Origin of the sequence: Tolypothrix sp. PCC 7601 (genome assembly GCF_025677855.1) — a bacterium.
GTDB lineage: Bacteria > Cyanobacteriota > Cyanobacteriia > Cyanobacteriales > Nostocaceae > Aulosira > Aulosira diplosiphon.
Window position 1 is genome coordinate 2,925,147 of sequence record NZ_CP064879.1, and the last position, 15,499, is coordinate 2,940,645.

General features: G+C 40.2%; 13 protein-coding genes. 9 read left to right on the forward strand and 4 right to left on the reverse strand.

Annotated features, from left to right (window positions below; all coding sequences use genetic code 11):
- Positions 1 to 71: 71 nt before the first annotated feature.
- The 4 genes from HG267_RS12210 (at position 72) to HG267_RS12225 (ending at position 4,666) form a co-directional block, all read left to right on the forward strand.
- Positions 72 to 1,577 carry an MFS transporter gene (locus HG267_RS12210; RefSeq protein WP_045869215.1) on the forward strand — a complete coding sequence of 502 codons (1,506 nt, stop codon included), beginning with the start codon at positions 72 to 74 and terminating at the stop codon, positions 1,575 to 1,577.
- A 450-nt stretch (positions 1,578 to 2,027) separates the two neighbouring features.
- On the forward strand, positions 2,028 to 2,303 hold the full coding sequence (locus tag HG267_RS12215; protein ID WP_045869216.1) for a hypothetical protein: 276 nt from the start codon (positions 2,028 to 2,030) through the stop codon (positions 2,301 to 2,303).
- A gap of 180 nt (positions 2,304 to 2,483) precedes the next feature.
- Positions 2,484 to 3,284 carry a peroxiredoxin-like family protein gene (locus tag HG267_RS12220; RefSeq protein ID WP_045869217.1) on the forward strand — a complete coding sequence of 267 codons (801 nt, stop codon included), beginning with the start codon at positions 2,484 to 2,486 and terminating at the stop codon, positions 3,282 to 3,284.
- Positions 3,285 to 4,351: 1,067 nt separating this feature from the next.
- Entirely contained in the window at positions 4,352 to 4,666 is a 315-nt protein-coding gene (locus HG267_RS12225; RefSeq protein WP_045869218.1) for a hypothetical protein, read from the forward strand.
- Between the two features lie 219 nt (positions 4,667 to 4,885).
- Here the strand turns inward: HG267_RS12225 and menB are convergent, their stop codons facing one another.
- Positions 4,886 to 5,719 carry a 1,4-dihydroxy-2-naphthoyl-CoA synthase gene (gene menB, locus HG267_RS12230; RefSeq protein WP_045869219.1) on the reverse strand — a complete coding sequence of 278 codons (834 nt, stop codon included), beginning with the start codon at positions 5,717 to 5,719 and terminating at the stop codon, positions 4,886 to 4,888.
- A gap of 140 nt (positions 5,720 to 5,859) precedes the next feature.
- Between menB and HG267_RS12235 the strand changes: the two genes are divergently transcribed.
- Positions 5,860 to 6,687: a DUF2887 domain-containing protein gene (locus HG267_RS12235; RefSeq protein WP_045869220.1), complete on the forward strand. Its 828-nt coding sequence runs from the start codon at positions 5,860 to 5,862 to the stop codon at positions 6,685 to 6,687.
- 62 nt (positions 6,688 to 6,749) lie between these two features.
- Here HG267_RS12235 and menD read toward each other — a convergent pair whose 3' ends face one another.
- Positions 6,750 to 8,507, reverse strand: coding sequence for a 2-succinyl-5-enolpyruvyl-6-hydroxy-3-cyclohexene-1-carboxylic-acid synthase (menD, locus tag HG267_RS12240; RefSeq protein ID WP_045869221.1), 1,758 nt, complete (start codon positions 8,505 to 8,507; stop codon positions 6,750 to 6,752).
- Positions 8,508 to 8,603: 96 nt separating this feature from the next.
- Between menD and HG267_RS12245 the strand changes: the two genes are divergently transcribed.
- From HG267_RS12245 to HG267_RS12260, 4 genes are all read left to right on the forward strand, one after another.
- Positions 8,604 to 8,810, forward strand: a complete 207-nt coding sequence (locus HG267_RS12245) for a hypothetical protein (protein ID WP_045869222.1) — start codon at positions 8,604 to 8,606, stop codon at positions 8,808 to 8,810.
- A 36-nt stretch (positions 8,811 to 8,846) separates the two neighbouring features.
- A complete protein-coding gene (folB, locus tag HG267_RS12250; protein ID WP_045869223.1) occupies positions 8,847 to 9,215 on the forward strand; it encodes a dihydroneopterin aldolase in 369 nt (122 codons plus the stop codon).
- Between the two features lie 932 nt (positions 9,216 to 10,147).
- A complete protein-coding gene (locus tag HG267_RS12255) occupies positions 10,148 to 11,431 on the forward strand; it encodes a diguanylate cyclase domain-containing protein (protein WP_045869224.1) in 1,284 nt (427 codons plus the stop codon).
- Positions 11,432 to 11,643: 212 nt separating this feature from the next.
- A complete protein-coding gene (locus HG267_RS12260; protein WP_045869225.1) occupies positions 11,644 to 12,201 on the forward strand; it encodes a sugar O-acetyltransferase in 558 nt (185 codons plus the stop codon).
- 230 nt (positions 12,202 to 12,431) lie between these two features.
- Here HG267_RS12260 and HG267_RS12265 read toward each other — a convergent pair whose 3' ends face one another.
- Together HG267_RS12265 and HG267_RS12270 are read right to left on the reverse strand one after the other, a co-directional pair.
- Positions 12,432 to 14,048, reverse strand: coding sequence for a DUF1565 domain-containing protein (locus tag HG267_RS12265; protein WP_045869226.1), 1,617 nt, complete (start codon positions 14,046 to 14,048; stop codon positions 12,432 to 12,434).
- Positions 14,049 to 14,590: 542 nt separating this feature from the next.
- Positions 14,591 to 15,343 (reverse strand): IS5 family transposase, encoded by a 753-nt coding sequence (locus HG267_RS12270; RefSeq protein WP_045869227.1) that lies wholly within the window; start codon positions 15,341 to 15,343, stop codon positions 14,591 to 14,593.
- Positions 15,344 to 15,499 lie beyond the last annotated feature (156 nt).

Below are 15,499 nucleotides of genomic sequence, written 5' to 3' on the forward strand. Positions count from 1 at the left end.
TAAATGATGAAGTAGTAAAATATGAAATTCAACCTTGAATATAGTTTGGATAATTTTGTGAGCTAGAGAACATGCTAGTAAGGTCAAAAAGCCAGGAAGAAGAATTACATGAGCTAGGGCAAGACACAAAAGCATCTAAAAAATGGTGGGCAACGCTAGGCATTGGCATTGGCGTATTTATCTTTGCCTTAGATGTATATATAGTTAACCTGGCCCTGCCAAGTATGCTGGAATCACTCCACACTAGCTTTGCCACCATTCAATGGGTGGTTTTAAGTTATTTATTGGCGATCGCTATTTTTGTGATGAGTGCCGCAAAATTAGGCGATATGTGGAGCAAGAAGCGACTATATATTATTGGGCTAGTAGTGTTTACCCTCAGCTCGCTATTTTGTGGACTAGCGCCTAATGTAGGTGTTTTAATTGCCTTTCGCGCACTTCAGGGGTTAGGCGCTGCTTTTATATCGGGACTGGGAACAGCAATGATTGTAGAAGTGTTTCCCCCCGAAGAACGTGGATTAGGGTTAGGTATCAGGGCAGGAATTTTTGGGTTAGGAATTATGTTAGGCCCCACAGCTGGGGGGTTGCTGATTGGTTTAGGGGGTTGGCCCTTAATCTTTTTGGTCAATGTTCCCATTGGAATTGTTGGCATTTTGCTGGTAGCGCGTTTAGTGCCTCCTTCTAAAGTTGGTGTTGTAAAACAGCGCTTCGATGCCATTGGCACGCTAATTCTCACCCTAACATTAACCTGCTTTACATTCGGGATTACTTTATTACAAAGAGAAGGTTTTAACTCTCATACAGCTATCACTTTTTTGGTTTTATCGGTCATCAGTTTAGCTTGCTTTTTAATTGTGGAAGCCCATATATTAGAGCCGATGTTAGATTTGCGAATTTTTCGCTCTCTAGAAATTAGCTTGGGTTTAGCACTACGTTTTATCGGCAATTTTGTGATGGCAGGGGCAATATTTATCTTGCCGTTTTTTCTAGAATTAGTGCAGCATTATTCCACAGAAAAAACAAGTTTATTACTAGCAATTCCACCGATTCTCATAGTGCTAACAGCACCGATTGCTGGCATACTTTCTGACCGCTTTGGCCCCAGAATTATTAGCTTAATCGGCCTAGTGTTAATGGCTGGTGGTTGTTTGCTAATTAGCAACTTTGATACAGAATTAACTGTACCGAATTATATTTTGGGCATTATTCCCTATGGGTTGGGAGTAGGAATGTTTCAATCGCCCAACAATAGCGCCATTATGGGAGCCGCACCTAAAGGACAATTAGGGATTACCTCCGGATTGTTGTCATTATCGCGGATATTAGGACAGACAGCAGGTGTACCGCTTGTTGGTGCTTTATTCTCCTTAGTGGCGATCGCTAGTAACCAACTCACACCCAATATCGATGTCACCCATGCACCTGTGGAGGCTTTAGTTTTTGGCACACAGGCTACCTTTCGTGTCATTGCAGCTTTGTTGATGGCTTCAACCGTGATGGCAGTTGGTTTGTGGTGGCTGGAACAAAAAAAGGTCAACTCCTTTGGGGAATTAAAAATTCGTTTGGGCAAATTTTAATGTCAAACTTTTTGCAAGATTCAAAATTGAAAATTTAAAATCAACCAAAATAATACCTTTTTTATTAGCGTTTTAGGGTGGGCAATGCTCACTCTATTTTTTTGATAATTTTTACGTATTTTATTAAACTTAAATATTAGCGATTAAGTGCTTTCTGGATTTAGTAGCATGGGCACGGCATATACAATATTTGGGTATATTCCATTATCTTAATGGTGCCGTGCCCCTACATATAATTTATCTGTTGCCAACATTATTTAAATTGGTATTACCTGTTTGTACATCATATCAAAGAGGCGTGAATAATGTAGTATATGTATGCCTTTTAATATACTCATATATGCATATATTTTAAGGTTATTATCTCAGCATTTAGATGCATGGAAAAGAATTTATCCTAATGTTTAAATGCTAGTAAAAGATAGTGTTTACAGTACAAAGTAGAAATTTATGGAAAATACATTAGTTGATAAAACCTTCCGTGATAGCAATGGCAATATTGTGATAGCTCAGAAGCCCAACTTACCATTGATTGTCTGGATAGTGGCGAGTTTACTATCTTTTCTATTGACAAGCGACCCAATTAATACAGTATTAAATGTAGTGGCTAATGGCGCATCGTTTACTTGGGCTTGGCTAGAATTATTTCAAGGCGTGAATTATTTTCGTAGAGCATTAGGTCTTGTAGTATTAATTGGTATTATTGCTTGGCAAATTTACTATTGATTGTAAGTGTAGCGGTGCAATTAAAGATAGCTGCTAATCGCTGTCATTAGGTGCGGATGCGTTACGCTATCGCTAACGCATCCTACGTGAGCTTCAACAATCAAATATGAGTTCTATAGACGAAAATTATCATTAATTAGACTAAAATTTGGATGACTAAATAGCAGTTGATTTCTTTGAATGAATCCCTACAATATTTTTCATCAGACCGAACTTCAGCGTGTTAGTGATGGCATAACCAGACCCCTGCTAGAAAATTGCGATCGCGCCTCACATATCCTTATTTTAGTCTGTCCACAACTTGGGGATTTTGACAGTCTTGAATATGCGTGGTGGTTACAGCGCGAAGCTAAAAAATTGCCTCCTGAAAAACTCGCCATTCGTGCAGTGGGAATTGGCGATCGCGCTTCTGGAACAAAATTCTGTGAATATACGGGATTTCCACCCCAAAATTTATTTGTTGAACCAAACGCAGAACTACACAAGCAACTAAAACTTTATTCTGGGCTGAATCTTGGTTTACCTGGATTTTCGGTTACTGGGAAAGCTTGGCTAAATCTCATATTAATGTGTGCAGGGTTTGGCAGTCCAGGAACCCTAAGAGAAGTTTTTCGCGGATACAAAGGCGATCGCCAAGCCCCGCAACTGATTGAAGATGATGAAATTATTCAAGGTACTCCTCTACCTGCTTTTAAAGGCTCATTTTTCAAATTAGCTGGTGGTAGTGGGTTTCAACGTCCCTTTGAATTAGCTACTCTCCGCCTACGGAATATGGTGGAAGTTCTCAGCAATTGGCAGACTTACGTACCTAATTCTACCTACTTAACTCAGCGTGGGGGAACTTTTCTGTTTGATAGCAAAGGCCAGTTACTTTACGAACATCGAGATCCGGGAATTCTGGGATTTGCTGTAAATATGAGTCAGCCCCTATCATTTTTATCTGCGATCGCAACAGATAGCTTGACTTCAACACAGAACTAATACACAGATGGGGGAAAGGTTAAAGGGTAAGGGTTAAAGGTTTTTATTTTCCTTTTTCCATTCCCCTTTTTTCCTTTAACCAACAAGTATTGGCTGAAGATTCTTAAAAAAAGACTTGAACACTAGAGTAAAGAAGCTTATTATGGGCTGCAAACTATAGTAATTACTCACCCATTTTTTAATAACTATATAGATGTGAGCCTATCTAGTCCCCTACTATATATAGGTTTTAATTTTTCTAATTTCTATTTGGATTGCGATCGCTTAATTTTTCTTTACATATTTCTGTGTGATTTGCTCAGAAATTGGGATTAATAAAATTGATTCAAATATATAGAAGCGCTTTGAAATCCAGTTTTTTCTTTAAAAATCCCTCTTAGAGTAGTTGCAGCAAAAGGAAACTAATGCAGAGCAATTGCTCAAAATTTTGAAATACACCAAATTCCAACTACTATGACTTACTCGTAGGAAATTTTATTTTTAATTTAGAACTCACATCTAAAGTCATTGCTAAATTAACTATTGAGAGTTTTCCTGATATGCTTGGGTCTCTAAAACTTGCCATAGTAAATTTAACTTGATGCTCTTTTGATTTGACTTTAAACGAACTCAGCCATAAAAAACCATAACTATCAAAACTACTGGCTGACTATCTTATTAAACCGAATAGACTCTGACTGATTTTGCAGCTATTTACCCCAATAGTTCTAGTTGTTGCCTGACTAGAAATTTTGGAGTCGAACTATGCCAAAAGGATGAGAAATAGCAAGACAGATCTATCTTAAATACTATACCTTAAGGATGAAATGAAAGAATAGCTAAAATTTATCCTTTTAATTTTAGCGTTGATCCCCAATGGTTTTTTGTCAAAATTTATCATGTCTACACTCTAACGATCATGTAAATATATAACAAAATTATAAAAATATCCTGAAATTAATTTTTTACTTGGGATCGCTAAAACCTATACACCATAATCACTTATGGCATTAATCAGGTTTTCTATATAGAAGGAAAATATAAACAAATAAATTTAGACCGCAATATTAAATAAAAGAAGCACTCACATGAAACCTAATAAATTTTTGACATCTGCTTGTAGATATTGTCGCCATTACAATCCCGAAGGTCGCCGTGGTGGAATGTGTCAGCAGTTAGGCGCACCAGTTCAAGGAAGCTGGAAAGCTTGTTCTTTGGCACTACCACCGTTTGCGCCTTCTTGGGAAACTTTAGAAGATGCTTGGAGTCTACCAGATGCTACCCCAGTTGTAGTTCCAGGTGGAAATTTACCTTCAGAGTTGGAACCTACCAATATTATTCCGGTTGAGGTAACTGCTATCTGTAATGCTGAACAAGCAAGAACCGAGACAGTGCTAATTTAGCTATCTTTTAGCTATCTTTCAGTCATCTATATATTCCCCGACTAATACCAATTTTGGATTTTATATGTAGGATTGGTAAGACTGAATAGTTAAACCAATTTGGTATAAGTTTGTATTCTGTGTGAAACTTAAGATTTACCTTTAAAATTTTTAGTCTTGTAACAATCGATTAACTTATAAAAAAATCGCACCTTGGTTAAAGGTGCGATTTTTACATTTTTATGGTAACCAAGGGAAATCGCGAAAATTTGGGGGACGCTTCTCTAAAAATGCTTGTTTACCCTCAGAACCCTCTTCTGTCATGTAATACAGTAGAGTGGCATTGCCAGCGAGTTCTTGTAAACCTGCTTGTCCATCACAATCAGCATTAAATGCTGACTTGAGACAGCGGATAGCGATAGGGCTTTTTTCTAAGACTTCTTGTGCCCATTGAATCCCTTCCGCTTCTAATTGTTCTACTGGGACAACGGTATTTACTAAACCCATTTCTAGGGCTTGTTGGGCATTATATTGACGACAGAGAAACCAAATTTCTCGGGCTTTTTTTTGCCCAACGATGCGGGCGAGGTAGCTAGCACCAAACCCACCATCAAAGCTGCCGACCTTGGGGCCTGTTTGCCCAAAAATGGCATTATCAGCCGCAATCGTTAGGTCACAAATTAAATGTAAGACATGGCCACCACCGATCGCATATCCCGCTACTAAGGCAATTACCACTTTTGGCATGGAACGAATCAGGCGTTGTAAATCCAGCACATTTAGGCGCGGGACACCAGTATCATCTACATAACCCGCGTGTCCCCGGACGCTTTGATCACCACCCGCGCAAAAAGCATACTTACCATCAGTATGTGGGCCTGCTCCTGTAAATAAAACTACGCCAATAGTTGTATCTTCGCGGGCATCACAGAAAGCATCATACAGTTCAAAGACTGTTTTGGGGCGGAAAGCATTACGTTTATGGGGACGATTGATGGTGATTTTGGCAATACCATTCGTTTTTTGATACAGAATATCTTCGTAGGTTTTGGCAGTTTGCCAGTTAACTTGCATTGCTATGAAGTCGGCTATTGTGCTTGAGAATTTTATCGCAGACCAAGGGACAAGCGATACCTGCGATAGGCTACGCCTACGCTAAAATTAGTCTCTCCAACCTTTACAATCAGGGCTGGTAATTAAATCGCTGTAGAAAAATGCGCCGAGACTCCATCTTTTACAAATTATTCAAGCAATTTCCAGGATTATTGTTTGAATTGGTAGACTCACCACCACAAGATGCAGCTAACTATCAATTTGAATCGGTTGAGGTGAAAGAAACAGCTTTCCGGATTGATGGAGTATTTTTACCCCCTGACAATTCTGCTTCCAAAGTAGTCTTTTTTGCGGAGGTGCAGTTTCAAAAAGATGAAGACCTATATCACCGCTTCTTTAGCGAATTATTTTTGTTTCTCTACCGCCACTCCATCCGTTACGATGGCTGGTTTGGAGTGATAATTTTTCCGTCTCGCAGTCTTGAACCCACGAATTCTACAATTCACCGTGCTTTGTTGGAGAGTAATCAAGTCCGGCGAGTCTATCTGGATGAGTTGGGGGATTTACGACAAAAACCTTTGGCAATTGGGTTAATGTTGCTAACAAATATTACCTCTGAAGCAGAAACAGTGGAAGCAGGGCGATATTTGCTAGAGCAAGCACAGCAACAGTCAGAGCAAGCAATAATAGATTTAATAACGACGATTCTACTCTACAAGTTTTCTACCTTGAGCCGGGAGGATATTGAAGCAATGTTGAGATTGAATTTGGAAGAAGAACCACGGGCTATTCGGGACGCGAAAGAACAAGGACGTGAAATAGAAGCGCGATCGCTAATCATCAAATTATTAAACCGCCGATTGGGTAATATTCCAGATGTTCTGCTGTCTCAAGTTCACGCATTATCGCTGGAACAGTTGGAAGCTTTAGCTGATGCTTTGTTGGATTTTTCTACTCTTGCGGATTTGGAAGGGTGGTTACAAGATTAAGCAAGAGGGTAAATCTCACGCAAAGTCGCCAAAAGAAGCGCGATCGCACTCATAGCATTTCACTAGATATTCATTCCCAATTTAGGCAAATTCTGCTGTCGCCATAAAGCATCTTTTTGACGATTTGTCTGTAATTCTAAAACCCTAATTCCCTGATTTGGAAGTGGGTTTAATTTTTGCTGCAGCTGCGGACAAGAAGTAATTAATTGATGCTCTACACCATAGGTAGCGCACAGTTGGGCAAAATCAATATCCTGGGGAGTGCCAAAAAACTCTTCAAATGGTGGGTCGAATTTCGCAATGGGTAGCATTTCAAAAATTCCACCACCATTGTTGTTAATTAACAGAATCGTCAAATGTCCGACAAATTTATTACGGATTAAAAAACCGTTGGTGTCATGCAACAGTGCTAAATCCCCAGTTAGCATTACACTGCTGTCATGACGATGGGCCATTCCTAAAGCAGTAGATAATGTACCATCGATACCATTTGCACCTCGGTTAAAATGCGATCGCACTGCTAAATTATTTGGTTTCCAAAAAAACTCTACATCGCGCACAGGCATACTGTTGGCGATAAATAACGGTGTTCTAGGCGGTAAAATTTGCGAAAGCAACCAAGCGGCTTTACCCTCAAACAAATCTTCCATTTTCGCCAAAGTTTGATCAACAGCCTCCCTGACTTGCGTTTCTGCTTGACACCACAGTTGCAAGTAATCAGGAAGAGAAGCGAAAGATTTTTCCCCCTTGTCTTCTTCCCTTGTCGCCCAATCTTCAATATTCATCCGCAAATGAATCGTCCTCCCATGCAGGGGGTCAAGGTTTTGGTCACTGGGGTCAATTACCCAACGTTGCGGTTGTGTACTAGTTATCCAATTACGCAGTTCTTTACTTGTAGGCATTTCTCCTACTTGAATTACCATTTGTGGTGCTAGCTGTTTTGCTAGTTGGGGATTTCGCAAAATCTGGTCGTAGGTAGAAATTAAATAGGGATTGAGGTCGGCGTAATTTCTGAGTGGGGAAAGTCCCTCGGCTAAGACTGGCCATTTAAGAGTTTGGGAAAGTAGAGCGATCGCTCTACAATACTGCTGTGGTTGTTTTGGTTGAGCAATACCAGCAATAATAATGCCGCGATCGCATTGTTGCCATTCTGAGGGGATGGGTAATGGGTAATGGGTAATGGGGAATGGGATGGGGTTGGTGACGGCTGCAAAAAATTCTTCTGGGTGAAATTGGGATTCTAAGTAGCTGAAATCAGTTCCATCGGGAATGGGTGCTAGGGGGTCGCGCAAAGGAATATTTAGATGTACTGGCCCCTGGCTAGGAGTTTGGGATTTTTCCCAAGCGTGGATGATTGTTTGTCGCAGATAAGCTAACATTCCGATGTCTGGGGAAGGTAAAGCTAACTCTGTTTGCCAGTTAGGATAAGTGCCATATAATTTCACCTGATCTATCGTTTGACCAGAATGGCAATCTCGTAGTTCTGGCGGTCTATCGGCAGTTAATATCAGCAAAGGTACGCGGCTTTCTCTAGCTTCAATAATCGCCGGATAAAAGTTAGCCCCAGCAGTACCAGATGTACATACGAGTACTACAGGCTTACCACTGGCTTTAGCTTGTCCCAAAGCAAAAAAAGCCGCAGACCGTTCATCTAAAATTGAAATTGCTTCAATATCAGGCTTCTGCTGGGCAAAGGCGACTGCTAGCGGTGTAGAACGTGAACCTGGACAAATCACAGCACAAGTCAACCCCAGGCGCTTTAGCGTCTCCGTTAAGATATCAGCCCAAAGTTGATTAACATTTTTACAGGCGATCGGCATTCAAGCAAACAGAGCTATAAGTTAGCAGCGTTGGTAACCAGCGCCATAGCATTTTTGCATATTTTTCAGGGTTATGAGTCTATTGAGTGCTGAGTGATGGAGAAGAGAGATGAGGGGGATGAGGGGGATGAGGGGGATGAGGGGGATGAGGGGGATGAGGGAGATGGGATGAGGGAGATTAGGGGGATGAGGGAGATTAGGGAGATTAGGGGGATGAGGGAGATGAGGGGAAATAACAAATACCCAATTACCCATTACCAATTACCCAATGCCCAATGCCCCATGCCCCATGCCCCAAACTAACGTTAAAATCCAAAATGCAAATTTCGCGCTGAGATTATGGACTGCATTCATTTAACGGGAATTCGAGCCTATGGTTACACGGGGTATTTACCTGAAGAACAGGTATTAGGACAATGGTTTGAAGTAGATGTTAAGTTATGGTTGGATCTGAGCAAGCCTGCTCAAACTGATGCGATCGCAGATACTCTAGATTATCGCAGTGTGATCAGCTTGGTACAACATCTCGTGAAGTCATCCAAGTTTGCTTTAGTAGAGAAGTTAGCTGGTACAATTGCAGACTCTATCCTCCAAGATTGCGATCGTGTTACTCAAGTTCAAGTAACACTCAGTAAACCTGCTGCACCTATCCCAGACTTTGGCGGAAAAATTAGCATTGAACTGACAAAAACTCAAGCTATTACCTAAAACTTACTATGGCAGTCCAAAGTCAAACGTGAGCAAAATCTGTTTCTCAATATCTTAGTTGAGTTGCTTCTTTTTCTTACTCAGTCAATTAGGACTGCTATAGATTTTTTTTATGGTTTTAGGGAATTTTTAATGATTTATCCTAATGTGTCCCTTCGCCATACATGGTGCTGACAATTTTTTCATTGGTAGGGCTTTTTGCTAGCTACTTTTGTGCCAGCAGTTAACATAAAAATTCTGCAATTAAAGGCTTTCGCCATTAACTAGTTTTATTTCTCATCTTTTATCATGCCTGGCATCAGATTTTCCGGATGTTTTAAGTAATATTTTTTTATCTATTTATTTTATACATCCAGCAATTTATCTATTAACTATTTAAAATGAGCAATTCAGGCTTTATCTTTTACGTCTATATAAATTTAATGTGTACTATTATACATTAATAAAGTTATATATTCAGTAATTTAAAAGCCTTATTTCCTATAGTTAACTAATAATTAAAAACTGTATCAAAAAAACAAGTCTATTTAGCAAGAGAGCGCCAGAATGCTTGCATTGACTTGATATATCTCGCAATTACTTATATTGTTTTATTCAAAAGTAATTTTATTAACCTGTAAGTAAATTGTAACCGTACGTATATATTGCATTTTTAGTAATTTTTAATTATTAAGAATTTCTCAATTTCTAAAATATGTCTTTGGTTTTTTGTAATTGTATGGTAATTTACATTTCTCAATTGTATCTTGAGTTATGAACTGGATATTAACTGTATCAGTAAAAGCAAAAGACAATGATTGAAAACTTAGTGATTATTTTAGTCAAGCAACTACACAGGTAGATTAGAGATTGATTATCATAGGATTATTAATTTTCAGAGTGAGTAGAGACTGAAAATAAAATCGGAACCTTAGCCAACAGATTAGCCTAACATGTTCGACCACAAAATCCTAGTTGTTGAAGATGAAAAATTCCTAGCTTTAGACATAAGAAATAGTTTGCAGAAGTTAGGATATTCCGTTCCAGAAATTACTGCTTCAGATGATGATGTCCTCCAGAAAGTAGCAGAGACAAATCCACATTTAGTATTAATTGATATCTGTTTAGCAAGGGAAATCAATGGTATCAAAATTGTGGATATTATCCAAAACCACTTCCACATACCCGTTTTATATTTAACGGACTATTCGGAAGAAATTAAATTACATCAACAGCAACTAAGTGAGCCTTTCGGTCATATTCCGAAACAATGTGCTGAAAAAGACTTACATTTTGCTGTGGAAATGGCTATTTACAAGCACCAAATCAGCAGGAAATTTGAGGAGGAAAGACAAAGGCTGACAGCAATTATTAATAGCATGGGCTGTGCAGTAGTTGTGACATACGCTAATGGCCGTATCCAAATGATGAATCCCGTAGCGGAAGCACTCACAGGTTGGAAGCAAGAAGAAGCCTATGGCAAGGATTTAGTAGAAGTTGTCAGCCTAATTGATAAAGATATGGATGAAGTAATAATAGATAATTTAGCTACACAGGCAATCCAAGCAGGTGAAGTTTTAAATCTCCCAGACAACTGCACCCTGCTGGCCAAGGATGGGAAAAAAGTACCGATTGGTGATTGTGTAGCACCCATCCGTGATTTGGATGGAAACATTAGTGGTGCGGTTTTAGTGCTTCAGGATATTACTAAACGCAAGCAAATAGAAGCCCAACTGTTGCGGAATGCTTGTCATGATGCACTGACTGCGCTACCCAATCGAGTTTTGTTTATAGATCGCCTCAGACAAACAATCGAACGTAGCAAACGGCGGAACGACTACAATTTTGCCGTTTTATTTTTAGATTTAGACGGCTTCAAAGGAATTAACGATCGCTTTGGTCACTCCATAGGAGATGATTTTTTAGTAGCGATCGCGCGCCGCTTAGAGTCATGTTTGCGTAGTGGTGACACCGTAGCCAGGTTTGGTGGTGATGAGTTCGCTGTACTGATAGAGGATATCAAAGATGTTACGGACGCTACCAATGTAGCCAAACGTATTCAAGAATCTTTAAGCATCCCACTCAACATTAATGGATATCAAATATGTCCCACAGCTAGCATTGGTATTGCTTTGAGCGGTCATGGTTATGACGAACCACAAAATCTACTCCGTGATGCTGATATTGCTATGTACCGTGCAAAACGTCAGGGAAAGGCGCGTTATGGAATATTTTGATCGACTGTTATAGATAGTAGCCTGTGCCACAATCATCCATTAGCTAGTTGTCGGGTAACTCTCTATTTAGTTATGAATAGGACAGCATTGGTATGACTACAGTACTTATAAGCAATTAAGCTTATGATTGCCAAGTCAAGAGGAAAATCTAAAATAATTCTGAATTTTCCCTATGCTATCAATCCTATTTGAGGAGATCTAAAAATTCTGTTATGGAAAAGACAGAAAAGCAGAAAATGCTCTCCGGCGAATTATATCTTGCAGAAGATGCAGAATTAGCAAGTGATAACAAGCGAGCCAGTCGTCTCTTACGAATGTACAACGCTACAACAGAAGAACAACAAGAGCAAAGACGACAAATTTTGCAAGAATTATTCGGGAAGATAGGGAAAAAAGTATCTATTGTGCCGCCATTTCATTGTGACTATGGCAGTAATATTTATGCTGGCGATGGATTTTATATGAACTATGGTTGTGTAATTTTAGATTGCAATACAGTTCATATCGGTGACAATGTGTTGTGCGCCCCTTATGTGCAAATATACGCTGCTTACCATCCCACATCACCGGATATTCGGCTTTCTGGTAGAGAACTAGCTGCCCCAGTTACTATTGGTAATAATGTCTGGATTGGCGGTGGTGCAATTATTTGTCCTGGTGTAACAATTGGTGAAAATACTACTATTGGTGCAGGAAGTGTAGTAGTCAAAGATATACCAGCAAATGTAGTTGCTGCGGGTAATCCTTGCCGCATTATCCGGGAACTATAAATCTATTTTGGATTTTAGATGATTGAAAATTTTAGAAGATTTAAAATTTCACATCTAAAATCTAAAATTAGACAATTTGGAAAAAAGAACGCAACAGATGGGTAGGGCACAGCACCAGTCATATATTTGATATGCCAAAATATTGTGGATGCCGTGCCCTTAAAAAAAATTGATCGGCGAGTCTGTGAATGTAGAATCCCCGTCACTCAAGTGAGGGTAGTTTCAAGACATCAAGCACTAACGATATAAGGCGAGTTAATCGCCGCTACACGACCGGCATCGACTAAAGCTTGGTAAACTAGCGCCACTACCTCAGCGCGTGTAGCATCGCGGGTAGGGTTGAGTTGTTTGGGGTTGGGGTAATTGACGATAATTTTCTTGTCTAATGCTTTTGCTATTTCATCCTTGGCATAGTCAGGAATCTTAGCTTGGTCATCAAATTGGAAAGATGTTGTATCATCCGCAGATAACCCCAGCCCATTCACCAACGAGACGATAACTTGCACGCGCTGGATATTTTGATTGGGGTGGAAAGTCCCATCAGGAAAACCAGCTAAAAACAGACCTTGGTATGCTTGTTGAATTACTTTAGCTGCCCAAAAGTCTGCTGGTACATCCTTAAATTTGCTAGCAGCCCGGTTGGGAGATGGGTTGAAAGCCTTGACTAATAAGGCAGCATATTGCGCCCTAGTCATTGTCGCATCAGGTTTAAATGTGCGATCGGGAAAACCGCTAACTATTTGCTGTTTTACTAATTCCCGAATAAAAGCAGCAGCCCAATGATTGCCAATATCGGTTAAGTCAGTAGGTGCAGGTGTTGGTGTTGGGACTGGTATTGGGGTTGGTGTTGGGGTTGGTGTCGGCGTTGGGGTTGGTGTCGGCGTTGGGGTTGGTGTCGGCGTTGGGGTTGGTGTCGGCGTTGGTGTGGGTGTCGGCGTTGGTGTGGGTGTTGGCGTTGGCGTTGGTGTTGGTGTCACCGGACTCGCTGCGAACTCTATGCTACCGCTGACTTTAGTTGGGTCGATTTGATTTCCTACAGATATCAATTTATTGCTACCTGCATTTTGCAAATCAAATTTACCGTTGTTGCGTAGGACGTTACCCCCAGGACTAATAGCGTTGCCTAAATCTGGTAAGGCGCTGGCAATCACTGTTAGACCATCATCAGTGTTTTTTTCGCTGAAATTATTACGTAGTATAGGGCGTGCTGTCCCAGAAATAACAATTCCAGAGCGATTTTCAGATATTTTGTTATCTATGAGTGTGGGTGCAGCTGCATCGCTAATGGCAATGCCAAAACCTGTTTTGAAGAAGGTGTTACCTTGAATTTGCCCTTTAGCATTTTTCGCTATAGAAACACCATTAGCAGCATTTTCAGAAAACACATTGCTGAGTATCTCTGGATCAGCATCGCCAGTCGCAAACACTCCCTCACGCTTAGATTGAGTAAACGTGCTATTTGCAACTGTTGGTCTACCAGATTCTACCCAGACAGCAGAACCACGACTAGCTGGATTTGTTACAGTTACACCCCGCAGTTGTGCCCCATTCAGCATCACAAATGTGACATTTTGTCCTGCAAAAGTACGGCTGAGATAGTTACCACTACCTTCAATTAAAATACCGCTACCTTTATTGGCTTCATTACCTACTACCGTTACCTCAGATGCCACAGTTAGCGGGAAAACTTCACCAGTAGTTGCATTGTAAGTACCTTCTGCCAGTTGAATTTTGGTGCCTGGAGTAGCAACTTTGAGAGCTTTGGTAATAGTTTTAAAGGGGGCTTGTTGAGTACCAGAGTTGTTATCATTGCCTGTCCCTGGATTTACGTAAAAATTTTGCACCATATTTATACTGCGAAAAAAGACATAGATATACTAGCGCTAACTATTGAACTAGGTAGCAATTCCTAAAGATTAAATCGCAACATTGACTTCCAGCCTATGATGATACATTCCGCAAAAATCTAGAAAAATAATTGCTTGATTTTAACTGGATACAGCACACAGGGTAGTTGTAAATGCTTGTTTTTCGTAGTTAAAAACCTTTGGTAGAAAGTATTGCCAGAATTTTTAGTGAATATAGGTGGAGGCGATCGCGCTTACAAAAATTATGTTTTCTTATCTTTTCGCCAAAACATCAATGAAAAATCAGTAATATTTTTTAACCAAAGTAGGGTTTCAGCAATGATATTCCTTCTCTTCATCAGAAGTTTTGTAGATAACCCCAGACAAATCGTTAATTCTTAAGGTACTATCCCAATACTGCTCGGTTAAAGATTTTAAACTCTTAATTTGGTTTGGGGTAAGGGGAAACCTTTCACCCTTACCCTTTTGCCCTTAACCGATCAGTCTTAGAGGATGTTTGAAAAGTTTTGAGGAGTTAAATTTTATGCTAATCGCCGAACCATAATTCGGATCATGGCAAGGTAGATAAACGTCTCCGATGTTTCGGGTAATAGCTCATAGTCTCTGACTAGTCGCCGGCATCCCATCAACCATCCAAAAGTACGTTCAACGACCCACCGTTTTTTAAGTACAGTAAAGCCCTTGGTTTGTTCTGGTCGCAGAACAACCTGCACAATCCAACGACAAAAATTCATTACCCACTGCATAAACGGTTCCCCATCAAAGCCGCCATCGACCCAAATGGTTGTCAATCGAGATACTTGGTTTTTAGATTTTTTGACTCTTTTGAGAACTTTTTTACCTCCTTCACGCTCACCTACATTGGCAGCTGCAACCAAGACCCGCAAGACTAAACCCAAGGTATCGACTGTTATGAATCTCTTGCGCCCTTTAATTTTCTTGCCTGCATCGTAGCCCACGGCTTTATGTACCATTGCAGCAGTTTTCACACTTTGACTATCGATGATTGCCTCTGATGGACTCGGGCGGCGCTCAATATCGATTCTCGTCCACTCCCGCAAATGGTCGTGGATGTTCAACCACGTCCCGTCTTTACGCCAGTTGCGAAAATATGTATAGACTGTCTGCCAAGGAGGAAAGTCGCCTGGTAAGGCTCGCCATCTCACTCCTTCTACCAGGATATAAAAGATGGCATTGAGGACTTCCCACATCTCAACTTCGCGAGGACGACCACCTCTTTTTGGTTCTGGAATTAAATCACTAATACTCACCATTCGCGTAATCCAAATCGGAAATAATTAATTCCCAAAAAACCATGAAATTCCTACTATATATAGCTTTGGTTTTGGTAATCAGAATAGAAAGCTTACACTTACCCGATTTCCCTCAAAGATTTCAGTAGGAATCTGAATGTATCGGTGCGATCGCAC